The organism is Kaistella yonginensis, from assembly GCF_030409525.1.
Taxonomy (GTDB): domain Bacteria; phylum Bacteroidota; class Bacteroidia; order Flavobacteriales; family Weeksellaceae; genus Kaistella; species Kaistella yonginensis.
In genome coordinates, this window is the sequence record NZ_JAUFQB010000046.1 from 1 (window position 1) to 17,313 (window position 17,313).

The 17,313-nt window shown below is 36.5% G+C and carries 19 protein-coding genes; 12 read left to right on the top strand and 7 right to left on the bottom strand.

The window, feature by feature from the left end; genetic code table 11:
• The first annotated feature begins 57 nt into the window (after window positions 1-57).
• From QWY78_RS09645 to QWY78_RS09655, 3 genes are all read left to right on the top strand, one after another.
• Window positions 58-312 (top strand): helix-turn-helix domain-containing protein, encoded by a 255-nt coding sequence (locus QWY78_RS09645; protein ID WP_290219273.1) that lies wholly within the window; start codon window positions 58-60, stop codon window positions 310-312.
• Window positions 313-670: 358 nt separating this feature from the next.
• A complete protein-coding gene (locus QWY78_RS09650) occupies window positions 671-1,684 on the top strand; it encodes a nucleoid-associated protein (RefSeq protein WP_290219275.1) in 1,014 nt (337 codons plus the stop codon).
• Between the two features lie 24 nt (window positions 1,685-1,708).
• Window positions 1,709-2,437, top strand: a complete 729-nt coding sequence (locus QWY78_RS09655) for a hypothetical protein (RefSeq protein ID WP_290219276.1) — start codon at window positions 1,709-1,711, stop codon at window positions 2,435-2,437.
• Between the two features lie 51 nt (window positions 2,438-2,488).
• Here the strand turns inward: QWY78_RS09655 and cysK are convergent, their stop codons facing one another.
• Entirely contained in the window at window positions 2,489-3,418 is a 930-nt protein-coding gene (gene cysK / locus QWY78_RS09660; protein WP_290219279.1) for a cysteine synthase A, read from the bottom strand.
• A 43-nt stretch (window positions 3,419-3,461) separates the two neighbouring features.
• Window positions 3,462-4,277: a serine O-acetyltransferase EpsC gene (epsC, locus tag QWY78_RS09665; RefSeq protein ID WP_290219281.1), complete on the bottom strand. Its 816-nt coding sequence runs from the start codon at window positions 4,275-4,277 to the stop codon at window positions 3,462-3,464.
• Window positions 4,278-4,658: 381 nt separating this feature from the next.
• Here epsC and QWY78_RS09670 point away from each other — a divergent pair, with 381 nt between their 5' ends.
• Window positions 4,659-5,585: a malate dehydrogenase gene (locus QWY78_RS09670; protein ID WP_290219283.1), complete on the top strand. Its 927-nt coding sequence runs from the start codon at window positions 4,659-4,661 to the stop codon at window positions 5,583-5,585.
• Window positions 5,586-5,911: 326 nt separating this feature from the next.
• The gene (gene pafA, locus QWY78_RS09675) at window positions 5,912-7,552 is read left to right on the top strand and encodes an alkaline phosphatase PafA (RefSeq protein WP_290219285.1); all 1,641 of its coding nucleotides are present in this window, start codon (window positions 5,912-5,914) and stop codon (window positions 7,550-7,552) included.
• Between the two features lie 368 nt (window positions 7,553-7,920).
• Here the strand turns inward: pafA and QWY78_RS09680 are convergent, their stop codons facing one another.
• Both QWY78_RS09680 and QWY78_RS09685 read right to left on the bottom strand, forming a co-directional pair.
• The gene (locus QWY78_RS09680; protein WP_290219286.1) at window positions 7,921-8,454 is read right to left on the bottom strand and encodes a DUF4136 domain-containing protein; all 534 of its coding nucleotides are present in this window, start codon (window positions 8,452-8,454) and stop codon (window positions 7,921-7,923) included.
• A gap of 56 nt (window positions 8,455-8,510) precedes the next feature.
• Window positions 8,511-8,684 carry a C1orf53 family protein gene (locus QWY78_RS09685; protein WP_290219287.1) on the bottom strand — a complete coding sequence of 58 codons (174 nt, stop codon included), beginning with the start codon at window positions 8,682-8,684 and terminating at the stop codon, window positions 8,511-8,513.
• 39 nt (window positions 8,685-8,723) lie between these two features.
• On the opposite strand from QWY78_RS09685, the gene QWY78_RS09690 reads away from it, so the two are divergent.
• Window positions 8,724-9,056 (top strand): hypothetical protein, encoded by a 333-nt coding sequence (locus tag QWY78_RS09690; protein WP_290219289.1) that lies wholly within the window; start codon window positions 8,724-8,726, stop codon window positions 9,054-9,056.
• A gap of 116 nt (window positions 9,057-9,172) precedes the next feature.
• Here the strand turns inward: QWY78_RS09690 and QWY78_RS09695 are convergent, their stop codons facing one another.
• Window positions 9,173-9,763, bottom strand: a complete 591-nt coding sequence (locus QWY78_RS09695) for a hypothetical protein (protein ID WP_290219290.1) — start codon at window positions 9,761-9,763, stop codon at window positions 9,173-9,175.
• A 112-nt stretch (window positions 9,764-9,875) separates the two neighbouring features.
• Between QWY78_RS09695 and QWY78_RS09700 the strand changes: the two genes are divergently transcribed.
• The 4 genes from QWY78_RS09700 (at window position 9,876) to QWY78_RS09715 (ending at window position 13,579) form a co-directional block, all read left to right on the top strand.
• The gene (locus QWY78_RS09700) at window positions 9,876-10,784 is read left to right on the top strand and encodes a 1-aminocyclopropane-1-carboxylate deaminase/D-cysteine desulfhydrase (RefSeq protein ID WP_290219291.1); all 909 of its coding nucleotides are present in this window, start codon (window positions 9,876-9,878) and stop codon (window positions 10,782-10,784) included.
• A gap of 59 nt (window positions 10,785-10,843) precedes the next feature.
• Entirely contained in the window at window positions 10,844-11,893 is a 1,050-nt protein-coding gene (locus tag QWY78_RS09705) for a glucosaminidase domain-containing protein (protein ID WP_290219293.1), read from the top strand.
• Between the two features lie 132 nt (window positions 11,894-12,025).
• A complete protein-coding gene (hemL, locus tag QWY78_RS09710) occupies window positions 12,026-13,309 on the top strand; it encodes a glutamate-1-semialdehyde 2,1-aminomutase (RefSeq protein ID WP_290219295.1) in 1,284 nt (427 codons plus the stop codon).
• Window positions 13,310-13,372: 63 nt separating this feature from the next.
• Window positions 13,373-13,579, top strand: a complete 207-nt coding sequence (locus QWY78_RS09715) for a hypothetical protein (protein ID WP_290219297.1) — start codon at window positions 13,373-13,375, stop codon at window positions 13,577-13,579.
• Between the two features lie 72 nt (window positions 13,580-13,651).
• Here QWY78_RS09715 and QWY78_RS09720 read toward each other — a convergent pair whose 3' ends face one another.
• Window positions 13,652-14,698, bottom strand: a complete 1,047-nt coding sequence (locus QWY78_RS09720; RefSeq protein WP_435389065.1) for an NADH:flavin oxidoreductase/NADH oxidase — start codon at window positions 14,696-14,698, stop codon at window positions 13,652-13,654.
• Between the two features lie 148 nt (window positions 14,699-14,846).
• A complete protein-coding gene (locus QWY78_RS09725) occupies window positions 14,847-15,404 on the bottom strand; it encodes a DUF892 family protein (RefSeq protein ID WP_290219301.1) in 558 nt (185 codons plus the stop codon).
• 300 nt (window positions 15,405-15,704) lie between these two features.
• Here QWY78_RS09725 and cdd point away from each other — a divergent pair, with 300 nt between their 5' ends.
• Both cdd and QWY78_RS09735 read left to right on the top strand, forming a co-directional pair.
• Window positions 15,705-16,184: a cytidine deaminase gene (gene cdd, locus QWY78_RS09730; protein WP_290219303.1), complete on the top strand. Its 480-nt coding sequence runs from the start codon at window positions 15,705-15,707 to the stop codon at window positions 16,182-16,184.
• A gap of 64 nt (window positions 16,185-16,248) precedes the next feature.
• The gene (locus tag QWY78_RS09735) at window positions 16,249-17,133 is read left to right on the top strand and encodes a Ppx/GppA phosphatase family protein (protein ID WP_290219305.1); all 885 of its coding nucleotides are present in this window, start codon (window positions 16,249-16,251) and stop codon (window positions 17,131-17,133) included.
• Window positions 17,134-17,313: the final 180 nt, after the last annotated feature.

Consider the following 17,313-nt stretch of genomic DNA (forward strand, 5'->3'; position numbering starts at 1 on the left):
ATTTACGGATAATATTCTATATATCAAACACTTAAATACATAAAAAAGTGCTTTTTTATGTATTTTATTTCTATTACATTTGGTTGTGCAACAAGCACAAGGTATAAAAATCTAGCACAGTTTACCAAAGATAAACGCAAAGAAGCCAAACTTACACAGCAGGAATTTGCTGAAAAAGCCGGAGTTGCTTTAACGGTAGTTCGGAAAATAGAACAAGGAAAGGATAACTTAAGTCTTGCAAAAGTGAATCACGTTCTACTGATGTTTGGCAATAAATTAGTTCCGGCATCATTAAGGGAAATTGAGAAATGAGAAAAACGAATCGTTATTTACCATCCCGATACTAGAGAAATATTAATTTTAAACTCCAGAAAATCAAGAAAAGTATAAAGTTATGATTAGTAGTAGGTTACATATTTTCAGATACTAATACAAGTATTAATCAATACCTAATTTGTACCATAAAATTATAACTAATTGATTTTCAGTATTCGTTATTTTTGAAGAAGTCAAGTAAAAATTCAAAATAAATCTAAAGATTCCCCGGGTGAAAACCTGGGGGATTTTTTTTGCTTTGATAATATTTTCAACGGTTTGCTTTTAAAGCAATCGTTAATATATTGCAGCCTCAATCTAAAAATCTTACCTTCGCACTTCAAAAATTTCAAAAATGCTCTCTAAAATAATCATCCATAAAGTTGGTAATAAAATCAATCAGGAATCGCTTGTACTCTCGCAGGAAGAATATCAACCTGATGAAGGAATGAAAGAAATGTTAGAAGACTTTTTTCTGAAATCCTTTAAATCTGAAGAACAATTCCAGTTTTACAGCGATACCTATTTGGTGAATAATCCGGTTTTCAGCGCTGCTTCCGAAATTTTTGAAGACCTTTCAAAATTTATTTATGAATCAGAAAACTTGGCTGAACATCTGTATGGAATAACCGAAAACCCTCGCGTGCAGGCAGGTGAACTTTTCATTTGTTATTTTGAAGGTGAAGAAATTGCAGGGGAGAAAATTGATTCTATCGGTATTTTTAAAACCGAAAATAAAGCACCTTTTTTAAAAATTTTTCCAGAAGGAGACGCTTTCGATATTGAAAAAGATTTTGGAATCGGCTTAACTAAGTTGGACAAAGGTTGTATTATTTACAACAGTTTTAAAGAATCTGGTTATGCCGTGTCAGTCATTGATAATAATAAAAATGGCGACATGTATTATTGGTTCGAGGATTTTCTAAAAGTAAAACAACGCGACAACGAATATTTTCATACCCAAGAAACATTATCCGTTTACAAAGAATTTATTACCAAACAGCTTCCGCAGGAATTTGAAACCACCAAAGCAGATCAAGCAGATTTTCTGAACAAATCGCTCAACTTTTTTAAGGAAAAAGAAAAATTTGATTATGATGAGTTTACCAAAGAAGTTTTACAAGATGAAAATGTAATTGAAAGCTTTGGGAATTTTAAATCAGATTATGAGCAAGAAATGCAGGTGTCGATTTCAGAGGATTTCGCAATCAATGAATCGGCCGTGAAAAAACAAAGCCGCGGTTTCAAAAGTATCATTAAATTAGATAAGAACTTTCACATCTATATTCATGGCGACCGCAAAATGATCGAGCAGGGAAGTGATGAAAAAGGAAAATATTATCGCCTGTATTTCGACGAAGAAAAGTAATTTCTATCACTTCAAATTTAAATCATGATTGAAGGCCCTAACCTCGTTTTTCTTAAAAATAAACTCCAGCGATACAAAGGAAAGATAGTTTCTGAAGTTTCTGGTGAAGCAGAGCTTGATTATGAATTGTTGAAAAACATTCAGCTGTTCGATATTCAGTCTTTCGGTAAAAATTTACTTTTTGTTTTTAGTAATTTTTTCCTCAACATCAAAGTGGGGTCGATGGGAGATATTTTGGTCAATAAACGCAAAAAACTCAATGCTGATTTATCGCTTCAATTTAAGGAAGGTGAAATCAATTTTTATCAATCTGAAATAAAAATTTACCAAGGAAAACCCAGCGATCATTTCAATTTTAAAAAAGATATTCTAAAACCGGAATTTGACGCTGATTTTATTTTAAATGAATGGCAAAGAAATCATTCGGAAAGGGTAATTGGCGATGTTCTCTTCGAGCAAAATAGTGTAGTCGGTATTGGAGCGATAATCAGAACGGAAACTTTATACCACGCCAAAATCAATCCGCAAAGTATAATTAAAGCGATTCCTGAGAAAAAACTAATTTTTTTATTGAAAATGGTGGTCGATTATGCCGAAGAATTTCTTAGTTTATTGAAAACAGATGAGGTCGAAAAAAATGCATTGATCTTTGCAAAAAAAACTTGCCCTAAAGATCGAACGCCGATTTTAAATAAAGAAATCGGTTCTGCAAAAATCTACGTTTGCGCAAAATGCCAAAAATTATTTAATTAAAAAAATCCTGCACAGCAGGATTTTTAGCGTATGTAACAAAATGGTGCTCGATTATTCTTTATAAAGATTCTCCTCAAAAAGTCCCTCTACCGACCAATATCTTTCACCCGTATCATAATTGAAAGTCAAAACTTTTGCACCTTCAGGAATTTCGCCTAGCTTTTTATTCACTGCTGCCACCGATGAACCTGTTGAAATCCCGGCTAAAATTCCTTCTTCTGCCGCCAATCGTTTGGTAAATTCAAAAGCTTCTTCTTTTTCAACTTCAATCACACCATTTAAGATTTCCGTATTTAATACTTTCGGCACAAACCCAGCACCAATTCCTTGCAAAGGATGCGGACCTGGAGCACCGCCAGATATTACGGGTGAATCTTTCGGCTCTACTGCAAAACTTTTTAAATGAGGGAAGTTCTTTTTCAGAACCTCAGTTACGCCCGTGATGTGACCACCGGTTCCAACGCCCGTGATGAGGTAATCAAGACCCTCGGGGAAGTCATTTAAAATTTCCTGTGCCGTAGTTTTAGCGTGGATTTGCGGATTTGCTTCGTTCTCGAATTGCTGTGGAACCCAGGAGTTCTCTATTGTACTTGCCATCTCCATCGCTTTTGCAATCGCACCTGATGTTCCTTTTTCTTTCGGCGTCAAAACAAATTGGGCGCCATAAGAACTCATTAATTTTCGGCGTTCAATACTCATGCTTTCTGGCATGACCAATACAAGTTGATAACCTTTTACTGCACAAACCATGGCCAAGCCTACTCCTGTGTTTCCGGAAGTGGGTTCAATAATTAAAGTTTCTTTATTGATTTTTCCATCTTGTTCAGCTTTTTCAATCATTGCCAAGGCAATTCGATCTTTAATACTTCCACCTGGATTTTGTTTTTCTAATTTCATCCAAACTTGATGGTTCGGAAATATTTTGTTAAGTCTAATAATTGGTGTATTCCCAATCGCTTCTAATATACTGTTTAGTTTCATAATCCTTTTTTTAATCCTTTTTTTGGGTTCTCGTCCTTATTTTTTAAATACTGAAAACAATTGGTTCCATACCCGGAAATTTATTTTTCACCGTGACTTGTCCTTTATGGAAAACCACAGAATTGGGTGTTACGCTTTCTGTAATCCAAACATTTCCGCCAATCACCGAATTTTCACCGATGATCGTTTCACCACCAAGAATGGTAGCATTGGCATAGATAACTACATTGTTTTCAATCGTAGGATGTCGCTTGATGTGTTGCAGATTTTTGGTGACCGACAGTGCTCCCAATGTTACTCCTTGATAAATTTTCACATCGTTTCCAATCATGGCCGTTTCTCCAATCACAATACCTGTACCGTGATCGATAAAGAAGTTGGCACCAATTTTTGCGCCAGGATTTATGTCGATTCCCGTTTTACTGTGCGCAAACTCGGTCCAGATTCTGGGAATTAAGGGAATTTTTCTTTTATAAAGTTCGTGCGCAAAACGATAAACGGCAATGGCAAAAAAACCTGGATAAGAAAACATGACCTCTTCTAAACTTTGAGCCGCCGGATCATTATCAAGGATTGCTTGGGCATCGTTTTCCAAGGATTGATAAATTTGGGGGAAACTTTTAAAAAAATCCTCCGTTCGTAAATCATCATGCTCTTCGGTAACTGAAAATAGAAGGTCCTTAAATTCCAATTTAAAGGTATTGAGGCGAAGCTCAATATTTGAGAGTTCAGAACATCGTTGATATTCTAGAAAAAAAATAAATCGGAAAAATCGGTCGATAAAATCTTCGATTTTCTTTTTATCAATGTCATATTTTCGATTGTTATAACCTTGATGCAATCGCAATGCAAAACCCATGTGCTTATATTTTAAACACAAATTTAGCACATAATTCAGCAAAATTGGGTTGACCTAGGGTAATTAATAGATATAATAGCCATAGATGGAGTGAATCTGAGGTGGATGGTAATTTATTAAAATTTTAAGAAGCGCAACATTGCTCAAAACTTTAACATTTCGTAAATTTGATTTCTGATAATCAATATCATTGTAAACGATTGAACGAGCAATTTTTGGTTACCATTGAAAATAATTAGAAGGGAAATAGAAAAATTCCCTAACATCATTAAAATAGATATGAAAACGAAAGTTTCCATATCACCATTAAAAATCAATAAATAAATAGATATGAAAACGAAAGTTTCCATATCACCATTAAAAATCAATAAATAAATAGATATGAAAGTTACCGTAGTAGGAGCAGGAGCAGTGGGTGCAAGTTGTGCAGAATACATTGCAATGAAAGATTTCGCAGCAGAAGTTGTTTTAGTTGATATTAAAGAAGGTTTCGCCGAAGGCAAAGCCATGGATTTAATGCAAACTGCTTCTCTAAACGGATTCGATACCAAAATAACCGGAACAACCGGAGATTACAGTAAAACAGCCGGCTCAAAAGTGGCTGTAATTACCTCTGGAATCCCAAGAAAACCAGGAATGACCCGCGAAGAACTCATCGGAATCAATGCTGGAATCGTGAAAGAGGTGACCGCAAACTTGGTGAAACATTCACCAAAGGTCATCATCATCGTGGTTTCTAACCCAATGGATACCATGGCTTACTTGGTTCATAAAACTTCGGGACTACCAAAAAATCAAATTATCGGAATGGGTGGAGCGTTAGATTCTGCACGTTTCAAATACCGTTTGGCAGAAGCTTTAGATTGTCCGATTTCCGATGTTGATGGAATGGTAATCGCAGCTCACAGTGATACAGGAATGCTTCCATTAATGACCAAAGCAACCCGAAACGGCGTGCCAGTAACCGAGTTTCTAAGCGATGAGCAACAAAACTATATAGCTGAAGAAACCAAAGTTGGCGGCGCAACCTTAACTAAATTATTAGGAACTTCCGCTTGGTATGCACCTGGTGCAGCAGTTTCCGTTATGGTTCAGTCTATTCTTTGCGACCACAAAAAAATGATTCCTTGCTCGCTAATGTTGGATGGCGAATATGGCGAAAGTGATATCTGTCTTGGTGTTCCAGCGATCATCGGTGCAAATGGTGTTGAGAAAATCGTGGAAATCAGTTTAACAGGCGCAGAAAAAGAAAAATTTGCAACTGCCGCAAAAGCAGTTCGGGAGGTGAATGGTGATTTGAAATTTTAATGCAAAGATCTTTCAGCCACGAAGTGGCGACATAACAAAGACGTATGAAAAGACAAACGCTCAAACCCGTCTAAACATAATCAAGAAAACGCATCTTTCCGAAGGTGTGTTTTTTTTGGAGCATAACGATCCTATATTTTTCGAAGACTCTACCCTCCACCTGTTTTCCCACTGTATCTTTTTCTTTCATTTCGCGAAAACCTGCCTTATAAGAAAACTCTTTTTGGAGGAAAGAAAAGGATATCTTTCCACCCGGGACTAAAAGTTCATTCTTTTCGTTTTCCCAAAAATTTCCCTTAAATTTGAACACCTTTAAACAAAAGACAATGCTTAGAAAATTCACCGCCCTTCTGCTTCTTATTTGTACCATTACGATTTCTGCTCAAAAGAATAAATCTACGCAGCTCGACAGGCCCAAGTTGGTCGTAGGATTGGTTGTGGATCAAATGCGCTGGGATTATCTCTATCGTTATTATGAAAAATATGGAAATGATGGTTTTAAAAGATTGCTTAATCAAGGATATTCTCTCAATAATGTTCATATTAATTATATCCCAACCTACACCGCAATTGGGCACACTACAATTTATACGGGCTCAGTACCGGCAATTCATGGTATTGCGGGGAATGACTGGTTTGATAAAACAACAGGAAAAAATGTATATTGTACTGCAGATGATACGGTTAAAGGAGTGGGAACAACCAGTTCAAAAGTCGGAAATCATTCACCCCGAAACCTTTGGTCTACCACTATTACCGATGAACTTTTACTTGCCACCAACTTTAAAGCTAAAGTCGTAGGTGTTTCTTTAAAAGACAGAGCCTCAATTTTACCAGCTGGGCATAATCCAACCGGGGCGTATTGGTTTGATGATACCACCGGAGATTTTGTCACCAGTTCTTATTATAGAAATGAATTGCCGAAATGGGTGACCGACTATAATAACCAGAAAATAGGCGAGAACTTGGTAAAAAGTGGTTGGAATACTTTGCTCCCGATTGCGCAATATACCGAAAGTTCCCCTGATAATTCGCCATGGGAAGGACTTCAGGGAAAATCAAAAACACCCACCTTCCCTTACAGCAATTTAGCTGCGGAATATCAAGTGAGCAAAGGAGATATTCGCTCTACACCTTTTGGAAATACCTTAACGCTGGGTCTGGCAAAAGCGTCGATTAAAGGTGAACAGTTGGGAGCTGATGCTGTGACCGATTTCCTTGCAATCAACTTGGCGTCTCCAGATTATGCTGGGCATAAATTCGGGCCAAATTCTATTGAGGTACAAGATGTATATTTAAGATTAGACCAAGATCTGGCCGAATTCTTCAAATATCTAGATCAAACGGTGGGTAAAGATCAATACACTGTGTTCCTTTCTGCTGATCACGGCGGTGCCCATGCAAAAGGCTTTATGGACGAACACAAAATGCCAACCGGTTTCTACGGCGAAGACAATAAGGAATTTAACGAAATGTTGAAAAATCAATTCAAAGTCGATCGACTGATTACGAAAATCACCAACAATCAGGTCTATTTAGATGAAAAATTAATGGCGGAGCAGAAGTTAGATGCGGAGCAAGTAAAACAATTTTTAATTGATATTTTAAACAAAGATACCTCCGTGTTGTTCGCGGTAGATATGAAAAAAGCAGGTTCATCTTCCGTTCCAGAGCCCATTAGAACACGAATTGTGAATGGCTACAACTGGCAAAGAAGTGGTGATATTCAGGTAATTTACCACGATTCTTGGTTGCCAACTTATTCCAAATTGGGCACAACCCACGGTTCTTGGAACTCCTATGACTCTCACATTCCTTTAATTTTTATGGGTTGGGGAATTAAACCAGGCGAGAGCAATAAAGAATACAGCATGACCGATATTGCTCCCACTTTATCAGCACTGCTTAAAATACAATTCCCAAGTGGAAATATCGGAAATCCGATTGTGGAAGTTATTGAAAAATAATTCGACGACAATTATAGATTCTTATGAAACCGCTTACGAGCGGTTTTTTTAATAATTAAAGCCTGTTTAAATTTCTTTACGGCGTTACTGGCTTAATGGCGTACATTAATTATTTATAAATTTGAACACATTCTATAATTCTAGCTTCATGAAATGATCGCCTTAGAAGTTATAAACTCGATTAATTTTAACTGGTATCGTCCTCATTAAAGGATGAAGAGTTTACGATTTACCATAGAAAAGATTGATTATTATAAGCACACTATAAAAAAAAGACGATGATTGAAGATAAAAAGAAAAAAATACTTGGTCGTTTAAAAATAAAAAAAAGACCACATTTCTGCAGTCTTCAATCGTGATTTTCACTATTATTTATTTCTATTCGGCGGATAGTTCGCCATAATTTCCGCTACAATATCTGGAATTTGTTTTTGTTTCGATTTCGGAGAATCTACTGAAATTCCGCTGCCGATTCCTTGCCAAACCAATTTCTGTGTTCTGGCATCAATGAGATCCAAGATCAAAGCACCTTGATTATAATTCTGCGTCCAGGTTCTTTGCATGCCGACTCCCCAACCAAATGGACCACCCCAACCATACATTCCGTATGGTCTGCTTCCTTGTACATCCTGTACTTTTTTGTGATTTGCTTTCACGTTAACGATCAAATCTGGCGCATCAGAAACGGTCATTCCTTTCATTTTTAATTGCTTTGAGACTTCGTTGAGGACGCGATCTTTATCGATGTCATTCAATTTCAAATCATCAATCCGTAATTTATACGTTTTGTACGAATTGAAATTTGCAGTTTCTGCATAATCAGATTTTACCTGAAAAGGGCTGCAAGATGTCAATCCCAAGGAGGCAGAAGCCAGTAAAAGTAAGATATATTTTTTGCTCATGATTGAAATATTTATGGTGTTATCTAAATTATATTTTGATTATTTTCTATCATCTATCATCTCTTCCGCTTCACAAATGTATCCGTTTTTTTATCATAACCATAGGGGCAATGTTTACAACCACTTTTACAACAATAACCGCGTTTGAGGTGATATGATTCTGTAAAAACTTTATAACCCTGTTCGTTATAATAAAAGTCTTCGTGTTCTTTGATAATTTTCTGGTCCATAAGTTAAATCAGATTTACTGAAATTAATATCTTTGCCTCATGATTGTGATTTGGCAAAGACTTCTCAAAAATACAAAAATTTCAGGGATCACGCTTTTCCCCTTCATCATTCTGAAAAAACCAGAATTCAAGCACGATCGCCTGCTCATCAATCACGAGAAAATTCATCTAAGACAGCAGCTCGAACTTTTGGTGGTTTTCTTTTATCTATGGTATGTAGTAGAGTATTACTACTGGTATTCCAAACTAAAAAACCACTATCTGGCCTACAAATCAATATCCTTCGAGCGCGAAGCCTACGCGATGGAAGACGATTTAAATTATCTGGAAACCCGCAAGTTTTGGAGTTTCTGGAAATACATTTTGGACTAATTTTTTTTGGGCGCACATTTCCGACCTCCGTTCCCGCTTTTTTGTTCCGCTGCGCTGCACAAAAAGAGCTCCACTCAAGTCGGGGCGTAGACTTCGCTATTTTTAAATTTTGGATTTTAATTAAAAGAAATAAGTTCACCTAATTGAAGAACTAGTTGTCCAATAGTACCAATGTTAGCAACATTTGATAAAAGTACTTGAAAAGAAAATTTAGGTTTTTTACCTGATTCTAGTGAAGTCTTGATATCGTTTAAGCATTCTTTTAAATTCTCCCTTTCTGCATCATGAATTTCATGGCTATCAAGAATTGCTTGTTCAATATCTTTAATTTTATTTTCTATCTCTGGATAATTTTGGATGGTAAAAGTGACGTTAGAGGAATCCAATACTATATTAGTATTTGGACAATTGCTAATATTATTAATGTTGAATATGTTATTAATTAGAGAATTATTTTTTAATAAGCCTAGATCTTCTTCGCAATATTCTATACCGTGACTATTAATTGTTACAAATGTACTTCCCTTAGTTAATTTTAACTTTATATAATTTTTATCCTTAAGCCATTCGGCTAGTGATTGTATCTCATCGCGCGAGTTTAGGGGAATGTTTTGTGTTTCGCAAATTTCCTCCATTGTAGAACCGCCGTTTGCTCTAAATTTATAAAGAGTTCTTAGTATTAACTCTAATTTTTCAATTTGTTTCATAGTAATTTTATTAGTCCCTGATCTCTAATATAAAGATTTAAACTGAGATTTTAAAAAGTTCAATTAAATAATAAAGATTATTATTTCAATTATTTCTCTCAACTTTGCCCCAATGAAAATCCCCACCATTTCAATTCCCATTCTCCAGATTCCTGTAGAGAAAAACATCCAGCTTTTTCTGAAAAGAGAAGACCTTATTCATCCGCAAATTTCAGGGAATAAATACTGGAAACTCTTTTATAACATCAATTCCTATTTAGAACTAAAACCCAAATATCCTGTACTCGTTACTTTTGGTGGCGCTTATTCTAATCATATTGCCGCCGTGGCTGCGTTGGGAAACGAATACCAGACCAGAACGTTGGGGATCATTCGTGGGGAAGAACTTCAACATAAATGGCCAGAAAACCCAACCTTGCAGCGTGCAAAGGATAACGGAATGGACTTTCAGTTTGTGACCCGGGAGCTTTATCGTGACAAAGATGCTTTAACCCAAATGATAAAAAGATTATTCCCCGAGGCACTACTCATCCCCGAAGGAGGCACCAATGAAAATGCCGTAAAAGGTGTTCAGTTTATGCTCACGGAGGAAACAAAAAGTTTTGATTATCTTTGTACCGCAGTAGGAACTGGTGGAACCATCGCCGGAATTTCTAAATTTGCAGAAGAAAAACAACAGGTTTTGGGCTTTAAAGTGGTGGATGATTGCTCTTTGTTTGAGAGGATTTCAAATCTTTCTCCCAAACATAATTTCAAACTCATCGAAGCGCATGACGGCAAGTATGGTAAAATAACCGTTGAAAATATTCGTTTTATCAATAACTTCAAGGAGAAATATGGGATTCCGCTCGATCCGATTTATACGGGAAAGATGATGAAAAAACTTTTTGAAATGATTGAGGCCGATGAATTTCCGGCAGGAAGTAAAATTCTGGCTTTTCATACAGGGGGCTTACAGGGAATTGCCGGCGCCAACGAGCTGTTGAAAAAACAAAACCGCGAGTTAATCGATATGAATTAAAATATGATATAGAACATTATTCGTTTTAGAACCTGTTTAAAAGTCATTAAAAATAAAATATGAAGAAAGTATTTTTTGCGCTCGCACTGTTACTATTCGCAAAATTCAACGCGCAAGGTTGGAAAACCGACGAGCAATATATTCAGAAATTTGCCCTCTACGCGGTAGAAGAAATGGAAAAATATAAAATTCCGGCTTCGATCACTTTAGCGCAGGGATTGTTGGAAACCGGTGGTGGACAAAGTCGTTTGGCTCAGCAGGGGAATAATCATTTCGGCATTAAATGCAAAGAAGATTGGACTGGTAAAACCATGAAACATACTGATGATGCACCAAACGAGTGTTTCCGCGTGTACGATGACCCACGGGAATCGTACGAAGATCATTCTAAATTTCTGGCTTTTCGTAAATATTACGTCAATCTTTTTAAATTAGATATGTACGATTATAAAGCGTGGGCGCATGGTTTGAAAAAAGCTGGTTACGCCACCAATCCACGCTACGCTTATATTCTCATCGATAAAATAGAACGAAACAAACTCTACGAATTTGATAAAACAAATTCAAAAGAAGTGCTCTACGCAGTTTTGAAAAGGTATCCCGATTTGAAAAACGACCGTATTTTTATGGCCCAATTGGATCAGAGTAAATCTACTGCGGCACCCGTGACGGTGAAAGTTCCGTATGAAGCAACTTCTTACGAGAAACAGCAAAAAAAGGTGGATAAGATCGTTACCAAAGCAGAAACCTTACAGTCTATTTTAATTAAAAGCCATCCCAATGGCGGCAAAAAATTCATCATTATTCCTGATGATATTGACTTGACCGCTATTTCTAAAAAATACCAGCTCACAGAAACTACTTTGATGAAATGGAACGAGCTTGATGGCACGCAGCTGAGAAGAAATGATATTCTCTTCTTGGAAAGCAAATCGTCCACAGGAAATGCGGCCAGCTACAAAGCAAAAGCAGGTGAATCCATGCATGATATTTCACAGAAATTTGGCATCAAACTGAAAAAATTGTATGCTAAAAACAGAATGGATTTCGGCCAACAGCCCAAGGCAGGACAACTGATTTACCTTCAAAGCAAAAAACCCAGAAAGTAGATTGCACTTTAGACGTTAATTAGTAGACCTTAGATCTCAGGCCTTATATCATTAGCGAGGAACAAGCACTTGTTGCATTTGTATTTTGACTTAATTATCAACAATCAACTGATTACTTATTAGATATTACTCATGAATTACCAAAGAAGTTCTGCTTTATTCGATGAAGCTTACCAATATATTCCGGGCGGTGTGAACTCGCCTGTTCGCGCCTTTAAATCCGTAGGCGGCGTTCCTGTTTTTATGAAATCTGCAAAAGGTGCTTACATGACCGATGCAGACGATAATACCTATATAGAATATATCAACTCCTGGGGTCCCGCTATTTTGGGGCATACCCACCCTGAAGTATTGGAAGCGATTAAAAAGCAGGCTGAAAAAGGATTTTCGTACGGAACTCCCACCGAACTGGAAACTGAAATTGCAAAGTTTATTGTAGAAAATGTTCCTAATATCGATCAGATCAGAATGGTTTCGTCGGGTACGGAAGCTTGTATGAGTGCGATTCGTTTGGCAAGAGGTTTTACCAAAAAAGATAAATTTATCAAATTTGAAGGATGCTACCACGGACATTCTGATTCATTTTTAATAAAAGCGGGTAGTGGAATGGCAACTTTTGGGAATCCAAACTCACCCGGCGTTACAGCGGGAACAGCTAAAGATACTTTGCTGGCTCGCTATAATGATATAGAGCAGGTAGAAGATTTATTTCGTCTGAACCAAGGAGAGATCGCGGCAATTATCGTAGAACCCGTGGCCGGAAATATGGGATGTGTTTTGCCGGAAAATAATTTCCTACAAAAGCTCAGAAAACTGTGCGATGAAAATGGAGCCTTGTTGATTTTTGATGAAGTGATGACCGGATTTCGCTTGGCGTTTGGTGGGGCGCAGGAATTGTATAAAGTGAACGCAGATTTAGTGACTTTCGGAAAAGTAATTGGAGGCGGACTCCCCGTGGGTGCGTTTGCCGGCCGTAACGAAATTATGGATCACTTAGCGCCAAAAGGTGCGGTTTATCAAGCGGGAACTTTAAGCGGTAATCCTTTGGCGATGAGAGCTGGTTTAACCACGTTACAACTCATCAAAAATGATCTAAACTTTTATCAAAACCTTAGTAAAACCACCGAAATTTTAGACTTTGAAATTGGTAAAATCTTGAATTCAAAAAATATTGAACACCGAATCAACCGACAAGGTTCGATGATGAGTATCTTTTTCCACATCAATGCGGTTTCTAATTTTGATGAAGCAGCTCAGGCAAATCATGCGCTGTTTAACAATTTCTTTCATCAGTTATTAAAAAATGGGATTTATTTGCCGCCAAGCGGTTATGAAACCTGGTTTATCTCTGATGCTATTAAAGAAAAAGAAATCAATAAAACTTTGGAAGTGATAAGAAAATTTGAATATTCTTAGGATTATAAATTTTTCGATCCTAAAAACACCCGATAGCCTTTTATAATGTCATAACGAAAACTAATGAAAAACAACCTTTTAAACATCCTGACGATTTCTGCAATCATCACAACAATAGGTTTTATAATGGATGGCGATCCCAAAATACTGGGTGTGCTTTTGAGATTTACAGAGTATTTTCTCATGCTAGGAATTGTTTTCTTGTTGTTTTTAGCGATTTATTTTGCAGCTCTTTTTGTGAAGCGAAATTTTAGAAAATTACGGAGTTAAGAATAAGATATATAAAGGAACAAGAAGCCATTTCAATTTGAAATGGCTTTGATTTTTTCAAAAAATCAATTTCTAAATTCTTGCGCGAGCATATTGAGGTGGGAAATCGCATTCTGCCTTTCCTCCGAATGAACCTTGAATTGCCAAGTAAGGATTTCTTAAAATCTCTCTGGCCACGAAAATCAAATCAGCTTCTTCTTTTTGTAAAATTTCTTCGGCAAGCGCTGCGGTTTTTATTAAACCAACTGCTCCCGTTTTTATCCCGGTTTCTTTTTTAATTTGAGCCGCCAACGGAACTTGATAGCCATCAAATAAGGTAATTTTGGCACCGTGAATATTTCCACCACTAGAAACATCAATAAGATCAACATTTTTATTTTTCAGGACTTCGGCAAGTTGTACACTTTCTTCAATATCCCAACCATTTTCCGCATATTCTGTACCTGATATTCTAACAAAAAGAGGGTGGTTTTCATCCAGCAATTCATTTGCGGCATCAACAATTTCCAGCAGAAAACGTATTCTGTTTTCAAAGCTACCACCGTATTCATCGGCCCTTACATTGGAAAGCGGCGACATAAACTGGTGAATTAAATATCCGTGTGCTGCGTGAATTTCGATCAAATCAAAACCGGCTTCCAAAGATCTTCTCGTGGCCTCTTTAAAATCCCAAACCAAGTGTTTGATTTCTGAAACGGACAACTCATGTGGAATTCTTTCTCCTTCTGCATAAGGAATTTTCGAGGGAGCAACGGTTTCCCAGCCTTCATCCAGAGGAATTTGTTGGCCGTTCCAAGTTGAAGCTTTTCTACCGGCGTGGCCTAATTGAATCCCAATTTTACTTTCAGAATTTTGATGAATGAAATCTACAATTCTTTTAAAAGCTTGGGTTTGATCATCATTCCAAAGCCCCGTACATTGATTGGTAATGCGACCTTCGGGAACGACACCGGTAGCTTCTACGAGTAAAAGTCCGGTTCCACCTTGAGCGCGACTGGCATAATGAACAAAATGAAAATCATTAGCCACACCGTTTTCAGCAGAATACATACACATTGGCGACATCACCCAACGGTTTTTCAATTCTAAATTTCTAAATTTAAGGGGAGTGTATAAAATCATAAAGATGTATTTTGATTGGTATAGAGACAAATTTACGAAAACTGAAACGGCAAAAATGCTTTTGTCAATCAAAATAAAATTTATTCAAGAAATAATTTTAATCAGAATATTTTTAAATTAAATTTATTGAAAAATGTAAAAAAATTTAATTGTTGGAACTCAAGAAACGTGATGCCATGAAACGATCAATGACGCCATTTAAATTATTTGAGATATAGTCTTCTTCTTCTTGCACACTAAATGCAAGTAAAGTTGCAGCTTTGTAATGGTTTAATTTTATGGCTAAATGAGCGAGTCCGCCATAAGATGCTATTTTATAATGAGTTAATTTCTGCGAAACAAGAATAAGTGCAATTTCCCAATTTGAATGATCATCAGAAAAGACTGAAAGCTGATTTTTTCCTTCGGAAAGTAAAGCATTAAAACTTGAACAAATTGTACTGCTATTTGAAACATTTATCAACTGAAATATTTTTTCTAGACGCTCTTTATGTTTAAGGTGAATTGCGAAATGAATACCAATCGTATTCTCTAAATCTGAAGAAATAATTTGATTTTTTAGACCCGCAAATTCTTGAGCAAGTACGTTTTCTGCATAGAACATTTCTTGCAAAGACTGAATGAAAAAGCTATTTAATAAAGATTTAGATTGCAGTATTTCAGTGCTTTGTATTCCGATTAGTGTTTTTTCTATGTTTTTCATCTATTTAATTTAATAGTTTAACGTGTTAAAAACCAAAAAATTCATAGAGTAAAACTAGTGGTTTGAAATGTTAATATTGGATTTTTCTTGTAGATTTTTATCGCTGGCAATTGGGGACCAGCAGCGACAAAAAATATCTTGTTACTTGATTTGGTTCTTGTTGTGTTATCCACAAAAAATAATAATGGTCTTGAGCAAATAATAAAATTTGGAAGTTTAATAAAAAAGACAAATCTCTTATAGGCATTATCTTAAGTGAATTCAAAAAAAACAGTTATCTTTACTACCCTATTTTTACCAATGGAAAAACAATATAAAATTAACTTCGAAGCCATCGAAAGTTACGAGCACCTCGATGCGATAGAAAAAACCCTTTACGATAAAGCAATGCAAATTCGCAATGTCGCGTACGCACCCTATTCTAATTTTACCGTCGGTTGTGCGATTCTGCTAGAAAATGGCGAAATCATTACCGGCAGCAATCAAGAAAATGCGGCTTATCCCTCTGGTTTATGTGCGGAACGAACCACAATTTTTTATACAGGAGCTAATTTTCCTGAGGTGAAAATTAAAAAACTTTTTGTGATTGGTGCGCCTAGAAATGCAACTTCGTCTATTCCTATTCCGCCGTGCGGTGCTTGTCGACAATCTATTTTGGAATATGAAGCGAAGCAAAAAGACGAAATCGAAATCTATTTTGCCTCGCTCGGTGGTGAGATTTTTAAAACAAAATCGATTCGGGAATTATTGCCTTTTTCATTTGATGCGTCTTACCTTTAATGACCATTTGGAATGGCTTTTTTAGTAAAATTGCCATTTTTTAAAAACTCTTTTTATAAATATCATGAAAATTGCCGCAATCGATATCGGAAGTAATGCCGCACGCTTGTTGATTAATGAAGTTACGGAGCCCAAAAAAGGGAAACCGCAGTTCACCAAACTCAACTTGCTCAGAATTCCGCTCCGCCTAGGTATGGATGTTTTTACGAAAGGTGAAATTGGCCCTGAACGCGTACAAATGGTGCTGGATTCTATGAGTGTTTTCAGCAGCTTGATGAAAATTTACAAAGTGGAGCATTACCGTGCGTGTGCTACCAGTGCCATGCGCGACGCGAAAAACGGCCAAGAAATCATTAAAAAAGTTAAGAAAAATTCCAACCTCGATATTGAAATTATTAGTGGCGATGAGGAAGCGTCGCTCGTTTTTGAAAATCATATTGCGGAAGGACTTGATAAGAATTTCGATTACCTGTACATCGACGTGGGCGGCGGTTCTACAGAACTTACGTTTTATGAAAACACGAAGATGAAATATCAGAAATCTGTGAATATAGGAACTATTCGCTTGCTAAATGGGTTGGTTAAAGAGGATTTATGGAAAGAATTAAAAGAAGAGGTGCGCAAAAACATCAACAGCAAAAAACCGATTGTGGCCATTGGCTCTGGTGGAAATATTAATAAAATCTTCTCGATGAGTAAAACCAAAGATGGCAAACCAATGTCTACCACTTATCTCAAGAAATATTATAAGGAAATGAATGAACTGACCGTTGCAGAACGAATGACTAAGTTTGGACTTCGGGAAGATCGCGCAGATGTTTTGGTGCCCGCTTTACAGATTTTCAATAATGTGATGGCATGGAGTGATATTGATAAAATATTTGTTCCGAAAATTTCTGTTGCTGATGGATTGATTCACAGTATTTATAAGAGTTTGCAGAAGAAATAGAAAGTTTTATTATAATTACAAAGTCAACGTCTGTTGGTAGTCTTGTTGCTAAAAAGAAATGAAAGCAGACGGTTAAAGACACTATCCCGTAAAGTGTGTAAGTTGAAAAGTTTGAGGCTTGAATTTTTATAATTTGAGCCTTTCTTCAAATATAAGCATAAATTGATTTAATACAATTCC